The organism is Thermogemmatispora tikiterensis (assembly GCF_003268475.1).
GTDB lineage: Bacteria > Chloroflexota > Ktedonobacteria > Ktedonobacterales > Ktedonobacteraceae > Thermogemmatispora > Thermogemmatispora tikiterensis.
Genome location: NZ_MCIF01000002.1, coordinates 4,579,458 through 4,600,013 on the forward strand (window position 1 = coordinate 4,579,458; position 20,556 = coordinate 4,600,013).

26 protein-coding genes are annotated in these 20,556 nt (G+C 63.1%); 22 read left to right on the forward strand and 4 right to left on the reverse strand.

The features are described 5' to 3' along the window. Positions 1-216: hypothetical protein (locus A4R35_RS24375; protein WP_189362017.1), on the reverse strand; the 216-nt coding region annotated here is incomplete at its 3' end. Positions 217-1,000: 784 nt separating this feature from the next. Between A4R35_RS24375 and A4R35_RS18360 the strand changes: the two genes are divergently transcribed. Continuing rightward, positions 1,001-1,228, forward strand: a complete 228-nt coding sequence (locus A4R35_RS18360) for a hypothetical protein (protein ID WP_112431885.1) — start codon at positions 1,001-1,003, stop codon at positions 1,226-1,228. A 562-nt stretch (positions 1,229-1,790) separates the two neighbouring features. Here A4R35_RS18360 and A4R35_RS23950 read toward each other — a convergent pair. Together A4R35_RS23950 and A4R35_RS18370 are read right to left on the reverse strand one after the other, a co-directional pair. Further along, positions 1,791-3,002 (reverse strand): hypothetical protein, encoded by a 1,212-nt coding sequence (locus A4R35_RS23950; RefSeq protein WP_146747261.1) that lies wholly within the window; start codon positions 3,000-3,002, stop codon positions 1,791-1,793. Then, positions 2,995-3,213, reverse strand: coding sequence for a helix-turn-helix domain-containing protein (locus A4R35_RS18370; protein ID WP_112431889.1), 219 nt, complete (start codon positions 3,211-3,213; stop codon positions 2,995-2,997). The genes A4R35_RS23950 and A4R35_RS18370 overlap by 8 nt, the downstream gene beginning before the upstream one ends. 639 nt (positions 3,214-3,852) lie before the next feature. On the opposite strand from A4R35_RS18370, the gene A4R35_RS18375 reads away from it, so the two are divergent. From A4R35_RS18375 to A4R35_RS18460, 20 genes are all read left to right on the forward strand, one after another. Further along, positions 3,853-4,149, forward strand: coding sequence for a hypothetical protein (locus A4R35_RS18375; protein ID WP_112431891.1), 297 nt, complete (start codon positions 3,853-3,855; stop codon positions 4,147-4,149). 173 nt (positions 4,150-4,322) lie between these two features. Beyond that, entirely contained in the window at positions 4,323-4,655 is a 333-nt protein-coding gene (locus A4R35_RS18380) for a hypothetical protein (protein WP_112431893.1), read from the forward strand. 152 nt (positions 4,656-4,807) lie between these two features. Continuing rightward, positions 4,808-5,125 carry a hypothetical protein gene (locus A4R35_RS18385; protein ID WP_112431895.1) on the forward strand — a complete coding sequence of 106 codons (318 nt, stop codon included), beginning with the start codon at positions 4,808-4,810 and terminating at the stop codon, positions 5,123-5,125. A gap of 221 nt (positions 5,126-5,346) precedes the next feature. Further along, complete coding sequence (locus A4R35_RS18390) at positions 5,347-6,600, forward strand: hypothetical protein (protein ID WP_112431897.1); 1,254 nt, start codon at positions 5,347-5,349, stop codon at positions 6,598-6,600. Between the two features lie 67 nt (positions 6,601-6,667). Then, complete coding sequence (locus tag A4R35_RS18395; RefSeq protein WP_112431899.1) at positions 6,668-7,228, forward strand: hypothetical protein; 561 nt, start codon at positions 6,668-6,670, stop codon at positions 7,226-7,228. 358 nt (positions 7,229-7,586) lie between these two features. Next, positions 7,587-8,165 (forward strand): hypothetical protein, encoded by a 579-nt coding sequence (locus A4R35_RS18400; RefSeq protein ID WP_112431901.1) that lies wholly within the window; start codon positions 7,587-7,589, stop codon positions 8,163-8,165. Positions 8,166-8,200: 35 nt separating this feature from the next. Next, a complete protein-coding gene (locus A4R35_RS18405; protein WP_112431903.1) occupies positions 8,201-8,404 on the forward strand; it encodes a hypothetical protein in 204 nt (67 codons plus the stop codon). A gap of 6 nt (positions 8,405-8,410) precedes the next feature. Continuing rightward, on the forward strand, positions 8,411-9,040 hold the full coding sequence (locus tag A4R35_RS18410; protein WP_112431905.1) for a glucosaminidase domain-containing protein: 630 nt from the start codon (positions 8,411-8,413) through the stop codon (positions 9,038-9,040). Beyond that, positions 9,037-9,450 (forward strand): hypothetical protein, encoded by a 414-nt coding sequence (locus A4R35_RS18415; RefSeq protein ID WP_112431907.1) that lies wholly within the window; start codon positions 9,037-9,039, stop codon positions 9,448-9,450. Before A4R35_RS18410 ends, A4R35_RS18415 begins: the two co-directional genes overlap by 4 nt. A gap of 84 nt (positions 9,451-9,534) precedes the next feature. After that, a complete protein-coding gene (locus A4R35_RS18420) occupies positions 9,535-10,305 on the forward strand; it encodes a 3'-5' exonuclease (RefSeq protein WP_112431909.1) in 771 nt (256 codons plus the stop codon). 86 nt (positions 10,306-10,391) lie between these two features. Continuing rightward, positions 10,392-11,381, forward strand: a complete 990-nt coding sequence (locus A4R35_RS18425) for a hypothetical protein (RefSeq protein WP_112431911.1) — start codon at positions 10,392-10,394, stop codon at positions 11,379-11,381. Next, entirely contained in the window at positions 11,365-12,420 is a 1,056-nt protein-coding gene (locus A4R35_RS18430; protein WP_112431914.1) for a winged helix-turn-helix domain-containing protein, read from the forward strand. Before A4R35_RS18425 ends, A4R35_RS18430 begins: the two co-directional genes overlap by 17 nt. Continuing rightward, positions 12,421-13,281 (forward strand): ATP-binding protein, encoded by an 861-nt coding sequence (locus A4R35_RS18435; protein WP_112431916.1) that lies wholly within the window; start codon positions 12,421-12,423, stop codon positions 13,279-13,281. It abuts the gene before it with no gap. Between the two features lie 107 nt (positions 13,282-13,388). Further along, positions 13,389-13,655, forward strand: a complete 267-nt coding sequence (locus A4R35_RS18440) for a hypothetical protein (protein ID WP_112431918.1) — start codon at positions 13,389-13,391, stop codon at positions 13,653-13,655. Then, positions 13,652-15,046: a radical SAM family protein gene (locus A4R35_RS18445; RefSeq protein ID WP_112431920.1), complete on the forward strand. Its 1,395-nt coding sequence runs from the start codon at positions 13,652-13,654 to the stop codon at positions 15,044-15,046. Before A4R35_RS18440 ends, A4R35_RS18445 begins: the two co-directional genes overlap by 4 nt. Before the next feature lie 185 nt (positions 15,047-15,231). Next, positions 15,232-16,461, forward strand: coding sequence for a TRM11 family methyltransferase (locus tag A4R35_RS18450; RefSeq protein WP_112431922.1), 1,230 nt, complete (start codon positions 15,232-15,234; stop codon positions 16,459-16,461). A 44-nt stretch (positions 16,462-16,505) separates the two neighbouring features. Further along, complete coding sequence (locus A4R35_RS24380; protein WP_189362019.1) at positions 16,506-16,652, forward strand: hypothetical protein; 147 nt, start codon at positions 16,506-16,508, stop codon at positions 16,650-16,652. Positions 16,653-16,754: 102 nt separating this feature from the next. Further along, positions 16,755-16,982 carry a helix-turn-helix transcriptional regulator gene (locus A4R35_RS25375; protein ID WP_112431924.1) on the forward strand — a complete coding sequence of 76 codons (228 nt, stop codon included), beginning with the start codon at positions 16,755-16,757 and terminating at the stop codon, positions 16,980-16,982. Then, entirely contained in the window at positions 16,933-17,055 is a 123-nt protein-coding gene (locus A4R35_RS25035; protein WP_262982343.1) for a hypothetical protein, read from the forward strand. Before A4R35_RS25375 ends, A4R35_RS25035 begins: the two co-directional genes overlap by 50 nt. A 178-nt stretch (positions 17,056-17,233) precedes the next feature. Continuing rightward, entirely contained in the window at positions 17,234-18,484 is a 1,251-nt protein-coding gene (locus A4R35_RS18460) for a site-specific integrase (RefSeq protein WP_189362021.1), read from the forward strand. A 374-nt stretch (positions 18,485-18,858) separates the two neighbouring features. On the opposite strand, the gene A4R35_RS18465 is transcribed toward A4R35_RS18460, so the two are convergent. Then, positions 18,859-19,587 (reverse strand): hypothetical protein, encoded by a 729-nt coding sequence (locus A4R35_RS18465; protein WP_112431928.1) that lies wholly within the window; start codon positions 19,585-19,587, stop codon positions 18,859-18,861. Between the two features lie 237 nt (positions 19,588-19,824). Between A4R35_RS18465 and A4R35_RS18470 the strand changes: the two genes are divergently transcribed. Beyond that, on the forward strand, positions 19,825-20,061 hold the full coding sequence (locus A4R35_RS18470) for a helix-turn-helix domain-containing protein (protein WP_112431930.1): 237 nt from the start codon (positions 19,825-19,827) through the stop codon (positions 20,059-20,061). The last annotated feature ends 495 nt before the right edge of the window (positions 20,062-20,556 follow it).

Genomic DNA, 20,556 nt, shown 5'->3' on the forward strand with positions numbered 1-20,556 from the left:
CTCGTTGAGCCGCGCCTCCAGCGCACTGAGCCGCTGCTCGAAGCCCGCCATCCGTTGCTCAAAGATGTTCATGCGGATCTCGACGGCGTTCAATCGGTGCCCCTGATCCCGCACCTCGCCGACCAATTGCTGCAGTAGGCCAATGATATCGGTCAGCTGCCCGCTCACCTTCGCTTCGAACGCCGCAAAGCGCTGCTCCAGCGATCCATTCTCCATCGTGCCCTCCTGGGAACATCAGCACCATGTCGCCTCTACCATACCATCTCGCGCCGCCGCCGTCAACCTTTTCCGACGCGGTCCCTCTTGCTGCCCCTCCTGCCGCCCCTGCCGTTCGCTTCGAGCATCTCGGCTCCCGGCATTCCTCGCAGCGATCCTCGAAGGGCTGTTGAAGCCGTCTGAAGGCGAGAGGGCCTGGCATCATAGTCGCAGGAGAGCGGTCACTGCTAACCGCTTTTTGAGATCATCGAAAAGGCTTGACGGAGGCCGCTCCAGATGCTACCCTAGAAGGGGTACCGTCAAAACACCGCTTCAGCCCGTTTCGGGATTGGAACCTAAGATTTGTAAGATTTGGTAAAATTGGAGTGAACGTCAAACCACCGCTCAAGCCCGTTTCGGGATTGGAACTGGGAGAGATGTTATTGACCGTCGTCTGAGTCAAACCACCGCTCAAGCCCGTTCTGGGATTGGAAAATAAGCTTCGCTCCATAGCGATGGCGGAGAGTCAAAACACCGCTCAAGCCCGCTGAGGGATTGGAACTTACCAGCCTCATTGGTCCGCGGCGGTCTGGGGCCGTCAAAACACCGCTCAAGCCCGCTGAGGGATTGGAACCCATAACGACGCAGACGCTGCCCTCTTCGGAGATGGAGTCAAAACACCGCTCCAGCCCGTTCTGGGATTGGAACGAAGAAATAAAGCAGCGGCATGGTGTGGCCATCCACCACGTCAAAACACCGCTCCAGCCCGTTCTGGGATTGCAACGAAACGAAAAGGAGAAAGAAGATGCCAACCCAAGAGGAGCGACTCAGTCTGCTGGAGCAAACTGTCGCCGAATACCGGCCCGTCCTGAGAGACGTCGTCTACGAACTCACTATTGTCAAAGGACTCGTGACCGATCAGGTCCGTAGCATTGCTGCTGTGACCGACCAGCTCCGCCAGATGGACCAGCGCTTAGATCGGCTGGAGCAGCAGATGGGCCAGATCCTGTCTCTGTTACAGCCTCCCTCCTAGCCTTCCCTGCCCCCGCGCTCCCCCATCGTCACCGTCCACCCCCGAGGCGATCTTTCTTGCTGCTGCCCCTGCCGTTCGCTTCGAGCATCTCGGCTCCCGGCATTCCACGCAGCGATCCTCGAAGGGCTGTTGAAGCCGTCTGAAGGCCATATGGCCTGGCATCATGGCCGCATCGTAGCGGCCACTCCTGACCGCTTTTGGGGGATCATCGAAAAGCCTTGACGGAGGCCGCTCCAGATGCTACCCTAGAAGGGGTACCGTCAAAACACCGCTCAAGCCCGTTGAGGGATTGGAACATGATATGGGCAAGCGCGTCATTCACCAGGCGTTGGTTAGAATGCCGCTCAAGCCCGTTCAGGGATTGGAACCGCGTGAGAGGCCGCTCCTACCGTTCGCTGCGAGGATCTCAGCTCCCGACATCCCGCACAGCGATCATCGAAGGGCTGCTGAAGCCGTCTGAAGGCAAGAGGGCCTGGCATCATGGCCGCATCGTAGCGGTCACTGCGGACCGCTTTGTGGGGATCATCGAAAAGCCTTGACGGAAGGCCGCTCCAGATGCTCTCTAGAGAGCTGCAAGGCAATGGTCAACTTTATCTCTCCCAAACTCATAGACCAGGCAGTGGTAAAGGCAAGCGAGGCCTGCTGGAGCCCAGGGACTATGAGAGACAACGAAAGAGGCAAGAGACTGGGGATCAAATCGAAGGACATAGATCTGCTTATTTTCCATTCGATCCTTTACCCCCATTCGGCGACGACGGATGAGATCATCTGCTCTGCAAGGGACTTTAATAACTCCGAGAAGGCAGAATTGGGCATATCTGATGTCAATTCCAAATGAAAGGAAACGAATATCTTGAGAGGAGAAATCCAAGGGGGCCATCAGGCCCAGCTCCTCTGTCAGTCCCCGAGTGGCACAATGATATAGATCTGGAACGCCGGAAGGATCTGCGTCAGAAGCAGAAAGACCTTCGCACATTGAAACATTGAATTCAAGCGGTCTACTGCCCAAGAACACTCCCCTACGCGTCAGGATTACCTCATTACTACGAGTAACTACGAGTAAATATATTCCAAAGGCATTTGAGAAGAACCGAGGAGGCTGATCCCACTCTTCACTTATATAGCGAGATCGGATCGCAGGATCGTCAAGGCTCATATTCGTTGCCAGAAAAGTATAATAATCGGAAGGGCCAAACCAGAGATCGAGGGCCAAATTCTCGTCTGGCCCCTCGCGGCTGATTATAAAGCGATCCAGGTAAAACCGCTTCCCGTTCCAGTAAAATGACCTTCCCTCACTCCGAGCTTGATCCTGCTCCCGCTGAATTTTCCTCCGACGGGCTTCCAGATCAGGAGGGAGATCCTGGAAAATAGGCTGAAAATGGCATCGAATATTACTGGGAGAGAATTCGTGATGTCCATCCCCATCGAGAATCAGGAAACTTGAAGAGATGGGGCCAAATTGAAAAAGATCCCCTGGTTGACCTTGCTGCAATAAGAGATTGGATTGATCCTTGATAAGTTCCAGCTCTGCAGCATTTTTCCCGGATCGATCCTCGATAAGACCCAGCTCTGCGGCATTTTTTCCATACAGCTGACATAATTTCTCCCGATAATAAGGAGAGGGAAGATGGATACCTAATTCCCATCGATGGATCATATTTCCATTGATATCGCCTCGTTTTCGTCGATCAGGGCATAATTTGAATAGCTCATCAGCCGCCCGATCTAAAGACCATCCCCTCAGCTCTCGCTCGCGGCGCAGGCGTTCATTCATGGTTCTCCTTATATTGCTCCGACGACTGGGCTTCCTGTTCTTGGCAGCGGATATATTCCTCAATTGCTGCGCGTCTAAAACGCCACTGGTTGCCTACTCTGAAGCCCGGAAGCTTCTTTAATTTAGCAAGCCTGACGACAGTCCGACGATGAATCTTCAGAATTCGCCCTACCTCAGCAGCATCCAGGATGCCTGAGTCATTGTCGATCATGTTCCGCCTCCCTCTTTATTCTATCATGCTCTGTCTTTCTTGGCAAGGTTGTCCTAGTCAGGCAAATTTGTCCTAGAATTCCCTTGACATTCTTATTTTTCCTGGATATCATAGAATATGACGAGGAGTTGACGATGAAATGATGATGCCTGCTCCTCATATTCGGGCCATAATAAAAAAGGACCTGATGTGCTGGCACACATCAGGTCAATCGGGACCGAAGCCATAGTCATGATGCTCCCTCTGAAGGATGGGCATCATGACCTGCGATGATCCTGCCTCAATTATATCTCCTCAGGCAGGTCTCCGCAAGTCCCAGGCCCTCTGTGCCGATTATGCCTCCCGCCGGCACCCGGTCGCCCCGAGCGGGCGTGGGCCTACAAGGTCCCGATCAGCACCCTGACAACCGAATACGGCATCGGCCAGCCAGGGCCGGCGCCCGCGGCCACAGGGAAGGGCGGAGGAGACAGCCCGCGAGAGAGGCCGCTGCGGGCGGGCCGCTGCTCTCTCCCTTGATCAGAAGATCAAGGGATTGAGGGCAGCGCTGCAGCGGAGGCGCTCGGCCACGATCCCTGGCGTTCTTTCCCCTCATTCTTCCCCTTGTATTCCTCTCTTTAAAAAGGAGAAAGGAGGGCAGCTATGCCCATCCCTCTCGTCAATCCTGCCCGCCGGCGCACCTGCCGCCGGCGCACGCCACGCTACGAGGAGATTGTCGCCCGGGCGCGCCGCATGCTTTGTGGACATCTCATTGAGATCCCGGAGGATCTTCTCCTGCCTGATCGCCGCCGCTTCCCGCCCGCGCCGCAGAGGAAGGGCGCGCGCGGCGTGGTTGCCTCGATCTCCGAAGAGGGCAGCGTCTGCGTGGTGCTGGAAGGCGAGCAACGGCGCTATTTCGGGGTGACGCTGATATTGGAGCGGGCCCGGATCGTCTCGTAGTTCCCCTCGAGAGTCTCTAGCTTGCTGAAAGCTTGTGGCCCAGGACCTGGCCCGGCAGGTGAGCGAACGCCGGGCGAGGCGGGCCACGAGTCTTCTCCCTTTGTCGTTATAGGTGGTCAATGGGGTCGCTGCCTTCCCTGACAGCAGCAGTGACCCCAGAAAGGAGCATTTCCATGCTACCTCATTTTTCCCCCCGTGACAAGCTCTCTCCCTGGATGATAGCCCCGCTGCCCGTCATGCCGCTGCCGGCGCGCCCGCCTCGCCCGGCGCGCCGGTGGGGGATCTGGCTGGTGATGCTCGTGCTCCCTGAGCTGGTGGGCGGTGTCCTGCTGGTGCGAGCGCTACCACAGCTGAGCTGGTCTCTGCGGGCTGATCTGGTGATCGCCCTGCTGGCGGCAGCGGCGCTGCAGTTCGTGCTGGGGCTGGCGCTCTGGCGGCGGGCGGCCCACTGGTGGGTATTATTCGCGTTCCTTGTCGTTGGGTTCGCCTGGGCGCTGCTGCGGTAGCGCAGCTGCACACTCCTTCAACGGGCTGGTTGCCGGCTGGCGGTGGTCGTCTCTGACGCGACGCAGCGGCAGGGACGGGTCACCGCCAGCAGGGAGCCAGCCGGTGGGGCTGCGCTCGACTGTTGTTGTCTGGATCTCTCAAGGAGGTTGTGATGACCCAAACGCCCCGATCTCCCTCACCTCAACCCGGGCAGCCTGGTCGCGACCAGGGCTTTGATTTCTCCAACAGTATCACCCCGGAGGAGTACCAAACCCTCCAGAAAGAAAAGGCAGATTTCCAGCAGAAGCAGTTAGCCGCCCGCGGAGAATTCATGTTTCAGCATTATGAGCGATTGCTCAAGGCGGTAGAAACGTCGCTGGAGCGCGCCAGCACTGCCGTCATCCGCCTGGAGCGCAAGCAGCGCCGCCAGCAGGTGCGTGAGCGCAAAGAGCAGCTCCGGGCGCTGCGCAAAGCGACGCAAGGGCGCTAAGACCTGCGGCCCGCGCTCGGTCCCGCCGTGAGCTGGGCCTGATCCCGCCGTGAGCTGGGCCTGATCCCACCGTGAGCAGATGGAGGTCCGCTCCCGCCTCCCAGGAAGGCGCAGCGTCCCCCACTTGCAGGATGGTTGCAGGACGGTTGCAGGAGCGTTGCAGGCTCCTTCCGCGGGCGTTGGGCTCCGCGGGAGAGGAGCCGCGAGATCAAGGAGGTGACATGGCATCGCTGTTGAGCCGGGTGAAGATCCGGTTTGATGCACTGCGGGGGGAGGAACCTCGCCCCCCGCTGATGCGCCCGCAGATCAGCATGATCCTGGAGGAAGAGCGACGCCTGGGGCGACCGCTTCGTCCCCAGGAGCTGTGTGCCCTGTTTGGGTGGAACACGGAAGAATTAGAGCGATACTGGAGGCTGCTCGGACAGGAACTCCAGCAGGCGCGTGCGGAGCTGGCGCGCTATGAGGAGGCGTGCACGCTCTATGAGCGGTATCGCCAGCAGCAGCAGGAGGCACGGGCGCGTCGAACGCGTCGAACCCGACAGGCGTCGAAGCCGGAGCAGGCCGGCTCGCCGGTGCCGCTGCGGCCCGAGGCAGTGCCGGCCTGGCCTGAGGGCGAGGAGGTGGCCGCTTCCCTGGAGGCCCGACGCCGAGCCATTTTAGCCCAGATCCAGCTGGATCTGCCAGCGCATCGGCGGTTCCTGACCGCCATCAAAAATCTCTGGCGGATCGTCGGGCCGGTGGCCTTTGTGATATTCACGATCAGTGAAGTCTATTACTTTCTTCAGCATTTTCTGCCGACACCGACGCTCTGGAGCGAGGTGCTGCTGTGGGGCATCTCCCTGCTGATCGAGGTGCCCTTTACGATGGCGACCTACGATCAGGCGGAGCGGCGGGCACGGCAGCAGGAGCGGCGGGCGCAGGGCCAGCCCGCCATCCAGCCAGGGGATCGGCTGGCCCTGTGGTGCTGGATAGGATTGGCCCTGGTCAACATCACGGGTCAGATCGCGTTTCTGGCCTACGTGACCCATGCGGGCTATCAGCTCACGGACCCGGCGACGGTGGGGCTGTGGGTCTTCATCCTGGTGCGCGTGGGGGGCGTGATCCTGGGAGACAGCTACACCGCCTTCTTTCTGCTGGAGGCGGAGCCGACGCTGGAGCGGGAATTGCGCCGGCAGCAGCAGATCGTCGAAGGCGAGGCGCGGCTGGCCGCCGTGGATCGTGAGCGGCTCCTCAAGGAGGCGGAGGCGCGACAGGCGATCCGCCGCGTGGAGCTCGCCATCGAGCGAGAGGAGCAAGAGATGGACTTTGTGGCCCAGTGGCAGCAGCTCCAGATGCAACAGACGCTGGAGAGACAGCGGCGGTTCATGGAGTTGGAGCGGGCCCAGTTGCAACAGTTGCAGTCGTCTGCGTCTTCGGGGGCGATCCCGGCGCCCGCACTGGAGCAGGAGCCCAAGACGGAGCAGCTGGGAGCGTAGGGGCCTCCCCCTCTCCCCCAGGGCTACCGCTGGGGGCAGGCCAAGCAGACAGAAGGAGTGACGCGCGATGTCGAGGGAGCGGCGCTACAGCGGCTTTCGTGTGGAGGATGCGCTGGCGCGGCTGGCCTGCGGGTCCCTCCAGCTAGCGGGGGCGGGCCCGACAGAGGGTGCCAGCTACCAGGTCCAGATCGAGGGCTTGATCAATCGCAGTCGGCTCGTGCGGGTGCGGGTGATGGCAGCGGCCTCCTTGCAGGCCTATCACGCAGTGGTGCTGGCGCGCAGCAGTGACTGGTATTGGTACTCGCTTCATTGCTACGAGCACCCAGCAACAGCCATCATCGCAGGGGTCCACGATGCGGTCGTGGACGTTCCCGTGATTGCGCTGGATGAAGAGCGATGGTATCCGGCGGGCCGGGCACGCATCCAGGGTTTCTCGGAGCAACTCTTTCCCGAGCGGGTGCGCAAGACCCATTTTGGGCATCGGCTCCTGCTGAGTGGGCTGCTCTGCGGGCGAGCGGATGCTTTCGAGCGGCTCTGGCGATTGCCGGCATCAACCCGCCGGCGGATTCTGGCCGAACTGAAGCGGCTGCGCCTGCGCCGGCGGGGGCGCCCGCTGGCCCTCTCCTAGTCTGCCCGACGCGCTTGCTCCCTGGGCGGTGGTTCGCCCATGCTCCAGTGCGGCCTCGAAGACGCTCCCCCTCTCTCATTCCCCCTCGTTCTCTCACTCCAGTGCTGCCAGTGCTGAAAGAAAGAAAGGAGGACACGCATGTCCTGGCCCGAAGCGCTGGTTGATCTGGCGCTGATTGCCGCGTTTCTCAGTGGATTTGTGATCTTGTATGGATGGATGTTCTGCGAAGGGAGGAAGCGGGAGCGCCTGTAAGACGCGCGCCTGGTCGGACTGGGCAGGGAGCTGGCCGGAATGGGTCCATCTCCCCACTGGCGGCCTGTCGGTCCGACGGCTTCCTCTCCTGGTGTTGAGGTGACCCATGCCCCAAGCGCAGTCCTTTCCTACCTACCTGGTGCGGGAGATCACGCCGGAGGCGCGCCTTCTCATCGAGGAGGCTGGCGGACAGATCCTCGCGCAGCCAGAGGAGGCGAGCTATCTGGTCAGCCATCCGCTTCCCGAGGCATCCTCGGAAACGGAAGACGGCTGGCTCCTTATGGAGTTGTCCTCAGGAAGGCTCTGGTTCCATGAGGAGACAGGCCGGCTGGAGGGAGAGCGGGCCGTGCCCCCAGCGACGTCGGGCGTCGGCGCCGGCGTGCGCGTGCAGACCCGCCCAAGGGCGTCGGATCCTGTCGACGGGTGCCCCTGGAGCGAGCGCGGGATCAGCGTCAGTGGAAGCTGGAGCGTGCTGCTCTGGGTGCTGGCGCTGGTCGTCAACGGGCTGGCCCTGGCAAAGGGCTGGCAGCCGCCGCCATCATGGCTGGCCTGGGGCCTCGATGAACTGGTCGCCGGCGCTCTGCTCGGGGGCTGGCTGCTGCTGACCTGGTGGCGGCAGCAACGGCTCTGGCTGGTGGGGGCCTTGCTCCTGATCGGCGCGCTCTGGCTCGCCTCCTGGATGTAGTCAAGATGTAGTCAAGCGAAGCAAGGAGGACTTCGATGCGTGCGACATGTGATGTTGCATATGAGATGGGCTATGCGGTCGGCAGGGAGCGGGCGGACTGGGCGCAGCTTCCTGCCGAGGCCTTGCTGGAGCAGGTAGTCGCTGCCCTCAAGCAAGCGCCTGTTAGCAAAAACGAGCCAGCCAAGCTGGCCTGGGTCGTTGGCGTCCTGGAAGGGATCGCCGACGCAACGCGGCGGTGAGCAACGATGCAGGTCTGCAAGCGTCTCACGCTGTTCCTGCTCCTGTTCCTGATGCTCTGGGGAGGGATGGCGCTGGTCCTCAGCTGGCCTGGTCGGCTGGGTCTGGTGGGTCTGGCTGGCGCCAGCGCTCCCCCCTCAGCAGGCTCCCAGGCCCCCGGGCGCGTCCCTGGCACCCCCGCCAGCACTTCCGCACTCCATCGCGTGCAGGGACCGCCCACGATTGGGCGGGCGCAGGTTGATCGGCTGCTCTGTCAGCAGCAGAGTCCGGCCTGTGGTACGGGAACAGCTCTCTATGACGACATGGCGCAGGCCGGCATCAATCCGGCCTTTGCGCTGGCAGTGTTTTGGCATGAGTCCCGGTTTGGCCGTCTGGGGGTGGCGCGAGCCACCCACTCGCTTGGCAATATTCGCTGTGCGGGCTGGTCCCGCTGCCTGGACGGCTACCGGTGGTATCCTGACTGGCCGGCCAGCTACGAGGATTTTGCCGTTTTAATGACGCGAGAATACTTTCCACGGGGACTGGTGACCGTGGAGCAGATCCTGCCGGTGTACGCCCCCGCAGGGGACAACAACGACCCGGCAGCCTACATTTCGGATGTGGTCACCCTGATGCAGCACTGGAGCAACCAGCCATGACTACCCCCTCGACTTCTCCCCCACGAGGGAGCCAGCCCGTCACCGAGGTGGGCTGGACAGCCTTTGTCCAGACGCGTCTCGTCAGAACGCACGTGAACGCGCTGCTGGAGCGGCAAGGCTTTCGGCTCGCTTTTCACCTGCCAGCGTGTCGGCGCCGTCATAGCTGGCTGCCGGCACAGTATCACTACACGGATGCAGCAGGCACCGAAGTCATCTGGCTCTCGGGCCAGGACCCGGAGGCGCGCGAGCAGGACCCGACGGCCCCGGAGCACCGCAGTCGGTTCTGGGTGTATGCCGCGCGGCGGGCGCCGGAGCGGGCCGAGCAGATCCTGATCCGCCTGCGCCAGGCCTGGGGCCTGGACTGGCGGCCCGTGACGGCGCAGGCGAATCCCCTACGGCCCACTTCCTGAAGGCTTCCTCAGACCACGTGCCCCTCTTTATTCCACCCACACAGGACCCATCGCGCCCATGCGATGGGTCCAGAAAGGAGCGATATGGACTCTCTGTACCACCTCACGACTCTCCTGCACCAGATCGAGCAGCTGAGTGCCACCGTCCTGGAGCCGCTGCCTCGCCCGCTCTCCGTTGCCGAGGTGGAGCATCGCCTGGCACACCGTCAGCAGCTGCAGGCGCTGCTGCGCGAGCTGGAGCAGGCGGTCAACGAGCTCCCGGCGTTGCCTGACCCCGAGGGCATGGCCTGGGCCCAGGCGCTGCTGGCCCTTCCCACCAGCCTGATCCTGGAAGTGGACACGACCCGCCTGGGAAGCGCTGCGGAGCTGCTCCGGCTGGTGCTGGTGCGCCCCAGCGACGGACAGACGGTCTTCGATCAGATCTTGCGTCCCCAGCAGGGGTACGACCAGGCGTCGCTGACCTACAATGGGCTGACGCCCGCACAGCTGGAGCAGGCCCCAGCCCTGTCAACGGTCTGGCCCAGTTTCGCGCAGCAGGCGCAGGGGCGGCTCCTGGTGAGTTGGAATTGGGAATGGGATCAGGACCAGTTGCGCCGGGCCAGCCGCCGGCTCGGATTGGGAGCACCGGTCCTGTTGGGGATCGACCTCCAGGAGCCGGCGCGGACCTTTTTCTCCCAGCCCTACGCAGGCTTGCCCACCCTCTGCCGGCTCATCGGTGCTCCCCTCCCGCAGCCGGCCACGGCTCCGGATCGCGCGCGCGGGCAGCTGGCTGTCCTGAGCGCGATGGCCGAAGGGCGGCTTGGGCTGGAGTCGGAGCCGACCCTGGAAGATATGGATGAGACCCAGCCCTTTTAGAGAGGGGTGCAGGACAGGCAGCAGCCTGCCCTGCACCTCTGCACGTCTGTCTGACTGTGTCGGAAGAAACCACGAAGGAGCAGTCCATGCACACGGAGGAGAGAGAGGCTCTGGCCCAACGGGCCAGAGCGGTCTATGAGGAAGAAGAAGAGCGCCAGCGTCAGGCCCGGCAAGCGGCCCAGGCTGCCGAGGAAGCAGAGCGGCGCCAGGCGGAGCGCCAGGCTCAGGAGCGCTTCGGGCAGGCGCTCACCGTCTTAGAGGAGCGTCTCGGCCTGCCAGCGGAGCTCTGCGCCTGGATGCACCGCCATCCTGGCCAGCCGGGTGGCCTCTGTCTGCAGCTGTACCCGCCGGAGCCCTTTGGGTGCGCACACTGCACCTGGACCTTGCATCCGGCAGCAGCAGCCGGGGACCTGGCCGCCCAGAACTGGTATGTCTCCTGCGCCTGCGAGCGGGTGCCCTTCAGCTGCAACCGCGCAGGCTGGATTGAGCCGGAGCGCCTTCGGGACCTCCTGCTCTTCCGGTTAGAGGTGTCACGGAGGATGCACGCCCGGTGGCAAGAGCTGGAAACGGAAGATCAGGCGGCGCGAGCCGAGCTGGCAGAGCGGCAGGCGGAGGTGCTGGCGCGTGTCTGTCCCTGGCCCAAGGAGACCCCGCTCACGCTCTACCGGGTCCACTATGTCCGGGGTGCGGTTTTGACCGAGGGAGGTGACTGCTGCTGGCTGACAGAGACGGGCTGGAGCCGGAGTGATCAGCCGGATGCGGAAGGGTACCTGAGGCTGGAGCCGACGGCTGGCTGTCCAGAGCGGCGCCTGCTCAAGCTGGATCCACAACTGCATCGACCCATGTTCGAAAAGCTGGTGCTCTCATCCCGCGAACAGCTGCCTCTGGAGTTGACCGAGACCCAAGAGGAACAGATCAGCGGGTTCCAGTGGCAGCACTACGGGGATCGGGACCTGCTGGTCCGTGACCCGGCGGGGTCGGTGCTCTCCTTCTTTCAAGTGCCGTTGCCGTGGGTGCGAGCCCTGCTCACCCAATCAGAGATCGGAAGCGAGAACCATCATGGCCCGCAGTCGTAGTATTCCAGTGGCCCTCTTGAAGGAGCCAGATTTCTTTGAATTGTCTGCTGAGGCCCGCGTGGTATTTATCGGCCTCATCCTGGAGGCCGATGACGAGGGGCGCGGGCGAGCTCATCAGGGCCTGCTGGCGCGCCTGTTCAACGTCAGCGAGGCCGCCGTGGAGGAAGCCCTCAGGCAGTTGGTCGAGCGGGGGCTCCTGCTGCGCTACCAGGTGGGTCGTCAGCAGTACTATCAGTGGCTGATCTGGAGGCAGTGGCAGTCGCTGAGCAAGCCGACGCCCTCCCAGTTGCCACCACCGCCAGCATGGGGTGCGGATGAGGCTGAGGGAGCGCAGGCCTCGACGTCAGCAGCGCCTGGGTTTTCCGGGGCTTCCTCGGGAAATCCAGGAAAACCCGGAAAAGCCCGGTCAGAAGAAGAAGAGGAAGGGGAAGGGGAAGGGGAAAGGGAAGAGGAAGAGAAAGAGAAAGAGAAAGAATCCCTGGTGACGAAGCAGCCAGCTGCCGTGGTCTCGACCACCGCCTTGCCGAAGATTGTGCCGTTCCCCGGCCCGACATCCCCTCCTGCCGACAGCGCCGCCGCCGACAAGATCTCTCTCCAGGAGATTGCAGACATCTTAGGGCTGCCATGCTCACGCCAGCTCTGCCAGGTGCTGGAAGAATTTGCTTCGATGGGCTGGTCAGCGCTGCGAGGCGAGGCGATTGAATGCGCCGAATATGCCAGGGACCCGAGGCGCAATCAGAGGCAGCAACGCCTGACCCCCGGCTTTTTCCGCCGCTGGCTCAAACGCGCGGCTGCCCCTCCACGAGCAGCCCTGGAGGCAGCGGCACCCGAGCGGCAGAGCAGCGCCGGCGATCGGAGCAGCGGCACGGCCAGCCCCAGGCGGCGGGACCGTGTTCCTGAGCCGGTCTGGAGCGCTGATCCAATGGCGCAATATCGCGCCTACGTGGGCGCCTATCTGGAAGCGCAGCGACGACAGTGGGAAGCGACGTGGGCAGAGGAGCAAGCAGCAGGCAGCCGCTGCGCCCAAGGAGGGAGTTAGATGGGCCTCAGCCGGCTCGGAACAGCGCTCCGCGTCCCGGCAAGGCTGGCGGTGAGCCGCTTCCCGGAGCGCATCGTCGAGACACAGGCAGCGGCGTGCTGGACCTGTCCCGCCTGTGGCACCCAGGTGCAGCCGCTGCGGCTGGATGATGGGCGCTGGCTGCGGCTGCGCTGCCAGTGTGAAATGCAAGCGAGCGCCCAGCAGCAGCAGGAGCGCCAGCGCGCCCTCCTGGCGCAGCAGCGACGGGAGCTGCTGGCGAGCCAGCTTTTTGGCTGGCTGGCACCGGCACAATTGGCCCAGGGGCCACCCGGGCGCTTCGAGTCATTTCGGCTGGAGGCGCGCCCGGGAGATACGCCCCAGACCGTGCGGCAGCGCCAGCTCGCCTTGCAGGAAGCGCAGCGGTTTGCCCAAGATCCCCAGGGCACGTTGCTCCTGGTCGGTCCCCCCGGGGTGGGCAAGACCCATCTGGCTGCGGCCATTGCCCGAGCCTCAGTAGAGACTGGAACCCCCTGTCTGTTCGCATGCACCGTGGCCCTCTTTGAACAGATCCAGGTGCTGCTGCGCCAGGACGAGGACTATCTGCGCCTCTTGCAGAAAGCGGCGCAGGTTCCCCTCCTGGTATTGGACGATCTGGACAAGCCCAAGCCCAGTGACTTTCGAGAAGAAGTGTACTATCGGCTGCTGGACCAGCGGTTCCAAAGCGGGCGAGCCACGGTCGTGACGGCCAACCATCCTCCCGATCAGCTCCTGGCCTGGCTGGGGGCCGCGGGTGTCTCTCGGCTGCTGGGCGCGGCTCGCATCCTGGAATTGGGAGGGCCGGACTACCGGTTGCTTCCCAGGCGGGCCGGAGCCGTGTCCTGACCCCGGAGCTGGCAGGAGGAGGGGGTGATCCCTCTCGACCGCTGCTGATCCTCCCAGCCACTTCCTGCTTGCTTGCTTGCTGCGAAGCACATGAAAGGAGCCAATGCATGCACGACGCTTTTTTCTTCCCCATCCTGGGGGGCCTGCTTGCGCTGTCCCTGGGCGTTTTCACCTGGTATGTTGTGGCTTCATGGCGCCACTGGCGCCAGTACCAGAAGGCTGTTCAGGACAGAGAGGAGCGGTATCGGCAGTGGGATCTGCTCGATGATGCAGACCTGGACCACTCAGACACCGCGGATGGGATCGGGAAGGCCGATGCTCTTGCCTCTCTCCGGGTCGCCCGCCGGCGGCGCTCGAAGGAGCAGGAGCCATGATGCTCCAGCACCTGGCAGAGATGGATCTGGTAGCGCTGGATGCCGCGGTCGCAACGGGCGCGGCGGGCGAGCGGGCCAGGCGTCTGCTCGCCAACCGGCAGCGGCTCGCGGCAGCGCGGCCCGCGCATCTGCTCCTCCATGCTCACACCCCCCAAGAAGCGGAGCAAGCCCAGCAGGCAGCGGCCCAGCTGGCTCCGCTGGTCGCAGCCGTCCACCTGCGACGGCTGCCCAGTCGGACCGCGGTGGCCCACGAGGCGCTGACCCTGCATCGACAGCTCTGGCCGGAGCAAGACGAGGCCCAGCGCAAAGCCCGCCTCCTGCTGCTGATCCGCCGCGGCGGCGCGGGTCGCCCGCAGTTCATCGCGCCCTTTGTCGGCGGCGCAGGCACCACCTGCGGGGCCTGGACCCCGATTGTCGCCTACCGCCGGGGCCGTCAGACCTGGATCGCCGGCACCCGGCCCCGCGAGGAGGAGCGCGGCGCCGAACCGATCCGCGGCTTCCTGCGCGGCAACTATGCCCAGGGAGTCTGCCCGGTCGAGTGCAGTTTCTGTTATCTGCGCGGCCTGCAGGGGATGGGCCTCAAGAGCGTGGCCCTCAACCTGGAGGACGTGGTGCCTGAACTGGAGCAGTTGCCCCGCGGCAGCGTGGTCAACTGGGCCGAGCTGGGTGGCCCTGTCGAGGAAGATCCCTGGTTTGTGGATGCGCAGGGGCGCGGCTCGCTGGTGCAGACCATCCTGGATCTGGCCAGTGCGCGTGGGATCGTCTCCTTCTTCCTGACCAAGGGGGTCTACGAACCCTACCTGCAGCTGGAGGGGCGCCTGGCGCTCGTGGCGATCAGCCTGAACCCGGCAGCGATCTCGGCGCAGTTTGAACCGGGCGGGGCCCCGCCGGAGGCGCGGCTGCGTGGGCTGGCCTGGGCCATTGACCACGGGGCCCTGGACCATACGATCCGGCTGGGGCCGATCATTCCCGTGGCGGGCTATCGCGCGGCCTACCACGAGTTGTTTGCCCAGATCCGCGACGTTCTGGGGCCGCGACTCAAGCGGATGACGGTGGACATCCTGCGCTTCTCGCCGCAGATGCCGCAGGTGCTCAGGGCAAGCTTGCCCGAGGAGCAGGTGGGGCCCCTGCTCAGTCAGTTGGAGCCAGAGGTGGTGGCCCACAAGTATCGTCCGTCGGCGGTGCGGCAGCAGCGGCTCTATCGCTGGGTGCGGCTGCTCCTGGAGCGCTACGATCTCGGGCAGGTGCAGACCACCCCCTGCAAGGCGGACCCGCGGGAGGCGCTGCAGTTCCTCAAAGCCGGAGTGATCAGCAGCATGCCCTGCGCCTGCCACATCAGCTATCGCCTGCGGGCCCAGCTGGAGGCAGCCCGGCGGACAGGGGGAAGCTGAGACCAGGTGGGCACCCCTCCCGCTCGCCTTGCCGGAGCCGGAGGGGTGCTGTGCTCTCTCCTTCCCCTCGTCTTCCCGTCAGGTTCCCGGTTCGTTCCCGCCTGTTTCCCTGCCGGCCTGGTATGCAAGAGGCAGCAGCGCGCCTGCCCAGGCCGGCAGGATCAGGAAGAAAGGAGATGCTCACCATGCTCACCATGCGGGTTCCCCACAGGCGTGCCCGGGCCGAATGCCCAGAGCCGTTCCCCCCGATTCATCCCTTTCCCGCGCGGATGGCCCCCGAGATCGCCCTGCGGGAGCTGGCTCGGGTCCCGGCGGGCAGCACCGTCCTCGACCCCATGATGGGCTCGGGCACCGTCCTGAGAGCGGCCCTCCACTACGGCCTTCGCGCCCTTGGCCGCGACCTCGACCCGCTGGCCGTCCTGATGGCCCGGGTCTGGATCACCCCCCTCGACACCCGGCAGCTGCGCCGGCGCGCCAACCAGCTGGCGGCCCTGCTCGGTGGGGCCGCAGCGCCAGCCCCGCTGCCCTGGATCGACGATGATCCCGAGACCGCCGCCTTCGTCCACTACTGGTTTGCTGAACCACAGCAACGCGACTTGCGTCTGCTCAGCGCCGCCTTGCTCGACGAGCGCGGCCCCCTCGGCGATGCCTTGCGGCTGGCCCTGAGCCGCATCATCATCACCAAAGAGCAGGGGGCTTCCCTGGCGCGCGACGTCTCCCACAGCCGTCCGCACCGCACGCGTCTGAGCACCCCCTTCTCCGTCCGGGACGGCTTCCTCCGCGCCGTGGAGCGGATCGCCAGCCGCCTGGAAGCGCAGCCGCCCCAGGCCGGCGCGGCAGAGGTGGCGCTGGAGGATGCCCGCCATCTGGCCTCGCTGGCCGATCACAGCGTCGACGTCGTGTTGACCTCGCCGCCGTACCTCAATGCCATCGATTATCTGCGCGGGCATCGGCTGGCCCTGGTCTGGCTCGGCTACCGCCTGCGGGAGCTGCGCGCCATCCGCGCGGCCAGTATCGGGGCCGAGCGTGGGCCAGAAAGCACCGCTGGCCTGGCGGCCTTGCAGGAGATCGATGCCTGCCAGCAGACGCTCCAGCAGCTGCCCAGCCGCGAGCGGGGGATGCTGCAGCGCTACCTGCTCGATCTGGAGGCGCTGCTCGCAGAGATGCGACGCGTGCTACGCCCGGGCGGACGCGCCATTGTGGTGCTAGGCAATTCCTGCCTGCGGGGGGTCAGCCTGCAGACTGTCCGCTGGTTCTGGCTGCTGGCACAGCGGCAGGGGTTCCAACTAGAGCGCTGGGTCGAGCGGGAACTGCCTCCCAACCGTCGCTCCCTGCCACCGCCTCGCACCGCTCACCAGGCCGGGCTGCACCGACGCCTACAGATCGAGCACGTGCTGACGTTCCTGCGGCCTTGACTGGCGCGCTGCTCGGCGCCAGCGGGCTGGCAGAAGGAGGGCCTATGAAACGCTATGCTCTGCAATTTTCGCTGGACTATTGGTACCAGGGTGAGGCTGATCAGCGACAGCTTGCAGCACTGATCCTGGTTCTGAAGACGATCTGTGGGCAGTATTGCAGCTGCTGGATGCAGTCCTCGCGTGCAAGCTAGCAGCCGCGCAGCTCAGAGGGAAGCTGCTGCCTCCCCAGGGGCTTGCCATCTATGTCACGATGCTGCAGATCATGGAGTTGCAGCTAGAGAAGGAGAAGAAGTATGCGTCGGAGTCATCAACCACCATCTGGGCAGCCATCACCGCCCCCACCACCTGTGGGAAACTTGCTTTCTTTGAAGCAAGTTGCTGAGAGATTGGGAGTTCACTATACCACCCTGTATCGTTATCGCGCTCAGGGTCTTCCCGTCATTTATGTCAGCCGGAGGAACGTGAAGGTCGATGAGCACGATCTCAACCAGTGGCTTGCTGCGCGGAAAGACAGTCTCTGAGTCAGATGCAGCGGTGGGCTGCCTTGGCAGCGTCATGGAACAGGGGTTCCCCTGGTCTGGTGGGGCGGCCTGAGCAGACGCACCCCAGAGAGGGGGTGCGTCTGCTGCCCTGGAGTGGCGAGCGGGACACAGGCCGTTGCCTGCAGTTGGCAACCAGCGATCTTGTAGCTCTCTCCAGCCACCCAGGAGCACGGGTCAACCAGGAAGAGCACGCCTTATCTTGGAACAACATGAACAGAGAGGTGGTCGTCATGGCTCATCATGATGAGCAGCCAGACAGTCAGCCCTCTGAGTCTTCTCAGGGAAGAAGAAAAAAGCGCCGGGGACACGGAGAAGGGTCGATCTTTGAGCGCAAGAGCGACCGAAAATCCCGGAAGAAGCCCTGGGTGGCCCAGGTGACGCTGGAGACAGGGAAGAAGAAAACAGTGGGGTACTTTCGGACACGGCAGGAAGCACAGGTGGCCCTGCGCAAGGCTCTCAACGAACTAGAGCAGGGAACCGTCCTGCTGGGACGCGATCAGTCAGTGCGAGACTACCTGGAGCACTGGCTGGAGTATATTCAGAAGCCCTCTATTCGCGTGACAACGTATATTCTCTATCGGCGCATCCTTCACAAACATATTATCCCTGCCCTTGGAGACATTCCCTTGCGGCGGCTGAAGCCTGAGCAGATTGAGCGCCTGTATGCGGCCAAGCGCGAGGAGGGCCTGGCTGCCAAGACGATTAGTAGCATGCACAGTCTGCTGCACACTGCCCTCAGAGACGCCGTGCGGCGCAATAAGGTGGGACGCAATATCCTGGAGATGGTTAAGGCCCCCAGAGCCACTTCTCCTGAGCGACCTGTTCTGACGCCGGAACAGGCAGTTCGCCTCATCAGGAAGGTCAAAGAGCATTCCTTGGAAGCGTTGATTCTGCTGGCGGTCATGACAGGGATGCGGCTGGGAGAACTGTTAGCCCTGCGCTGGCAGGATATCGATCTGGAGCGGGGGCACCTCCAGGTACGGCGCACCGTCAGCTATAAGGCTGGCTATGGCTTTATAGAGACCGAGACCAAGACCCGCAAGGGAAAGCGCTCCATCGTCCTCCTCCCGCCCGTCATTGAGACCTTGAAAGCGCACCAGGCCCGGCAACTGGAGGCACGCAGCAAGGCAGGCGATCGCTGGAAGGAGATGGATTTGGTTTTCTGCACACGGAACGGAAATTTTCTCATCGATAGCTTCGTGCGCCGCCAGTATTACCGGCTCCTGGAGCAGGCCGGATTGCCGCGCATCCACTTTCACGATCTGAGGCATAGCACGGCGACCATCCTGCTCGCGCTGGGAGTCAACATCAAGGTGGTCCAGGAGTTGCTTGGCCACAGCCACGTGAATATCACGCTCGGTATTTATGGGCATGTGTTACCGGGGATGCAAGAGGAGGCTTTACAAAGAATGGGACGGCTGTTAGCGTTAGAGGGAGAGCAGGAAGAGCAGGGAGAACAGGGAACAGAGCTGTCAGAATAGCTGTCTTGAGAACAAACGGCGACCCTCTCGTGATGGGGGGGGGCACCCACGTGGCTTGGGAAGAGGAAGCGAGAGACGGGACTCGAACCCGCGACAGCCTGCTTAAAAGGGGAATCTCTTTCCAGATGGCGCGCTCGGCATCGTAGATGCTGCGCAGGGCGTGGAGCGGGATCTCTACCTCGTAGCCCGGCTCTTCCAGGGTGACGCGCAAACGAGCGGTCTTTTCGTCGACGGCCAGCACGCGGCCCGACCAGATGCCCGGGCGCACGCCAGGCAGGTAGTAGCGGACGCGCTGACCGACCAGCGAGTGTGGCGGCATGCGGGTAGCCTCCTCTCTCTCGTGATTTGGCGCTCAAGGGATGGCGCTTGTGCTCTTATAGGGCGATGACGGCCTGGCGGACGTAGCCGGCCTGGCAGGCCCGCCGGCGGAAGGCGCGCTGTTGCTCCGGCGAGGCGTAGAGTTTGGTCTTGATGGCCTCCCACTCCCATTCAAGCGCGCGATAGGCGTGGAAGGTTTTGTTTTCGATCGGCAGGAATTCCTGTGCGAGCTGGTCGGCCTCGCGCCGGTGCTGGCTGAGGATCAGCGTTTCGAGGCTCTTGACGATGAAGCCGCCGCGGGCCCAGTGCCAGGTTCCGTCGGTGAGCATCTGGCCGGGCTGCTGCCAGACGTCGAGCGAGAGGCGCACGAGGGCGGGCGCGGCCTCTTCGCGGCCCTCCAGGCAGGCGAGCTGATAGCGCAGCTGCTTGAGGTCGCCGTCGTGGAGGATCTGGCCGCGGAGGCTGCGGGCCTCGCGGACGGCTTCGGCCAGGGCGCCGGGGTCGCCTCTTTCGCGGGAGTATTCTCCAAGGAGGACGGCCCGGTAGGCGTGGCAGATTTCGGCGTAGGCCCGCCCCCGGACGAGCGTCAGGGCGGTCTGGACGAGGCCCAGGGCTTCGAGGTAGCGGCCCGCGCGCTCGGGGACGACGGCGCTGCGCATGAGCAGCCGCGCCGACAACTCCGGCTCGCTGAGGGCCCGCAGGACAAGGGTGGGGTCGTCTGCACTGCTGCAGGCTGTGGCGAGGATGGGCAGCGATTGACAGATGGTGCGCCGACTCAGCAACATAACATTCTCCTCACTCAGTTGCACAACATGACAATCCGTTGACTGTCTCTCAGAAGAAGAACCCTTCTCAGACGGCTCTCGCCCGCGCCCTTGGGGGCTACGGCTATACTGACTATAAAAGTATACCTCTTTTAAGAAGGCTATGTCAATACAGCAGTTAAATATAAAGGGTCTATATATAGGGGCTTTATTTGTGCGGTCTCCACTAATGAGAGAGGTCATGGTACGATTGGAGCCATGCCGATACGTATCAAGATCCGAGAAATTGCACAAAAGAAGGGAATAGGGCAATCACGTCTTTCGCGCTTAGCCGATATGGATATCCATATGATCCAGCGCCTCTATAGAGACCCCTACGCCAATATCACCTTAGCAACCTTAGAGAAGCTGTCGCGAGCGCTGCGCGTTGATCCATCTGAGTTGATTGAGCTTGAGCCGCCGCTAGAGGAGGAGCAGGTAGCGAAAGACTCCTGATTGTTCCTCTTTTTTCGACCTGATCCTCCTCGTCCTCCTGATCCTTCTTCATACTGTCGGGCAGCGTGCTTTTGCTGGTGCGCTCGCTGTAGTATTTGCCCTCTATCTTGATAGCAGAAGTTTTGTCCTGATTGAAGATGTGATGTTGTTAATGTCTGTTATGCCGTTCACTTCGAGGATCTCGGCACCCGCTTTCTCATGCAGCGATCCTCGAAAGGCTTGAGAAGCGCTCGGAGGGGCAAAGTGCCTGGCATCATAGCCGTGCTAGAGCGGTCACTGATGACCGCTTTTTTGGGATCATCGAAAAAGCTTGACGGAGGCGGCTCCAGATGCTACTCTAGAGGGGGTACCCTCTGAAAGAGAGGAAAAGCCCGTTTGGGATTGAAACTCAAGAGGATACTGAGCACGTCGCGTACCCGCTCACTCTGAAAGAGAGGAAAAGCCCGTTTGGGATTGAAACATCAGCAGCTTCTTGTACGTGGCGCTGACCAGCCG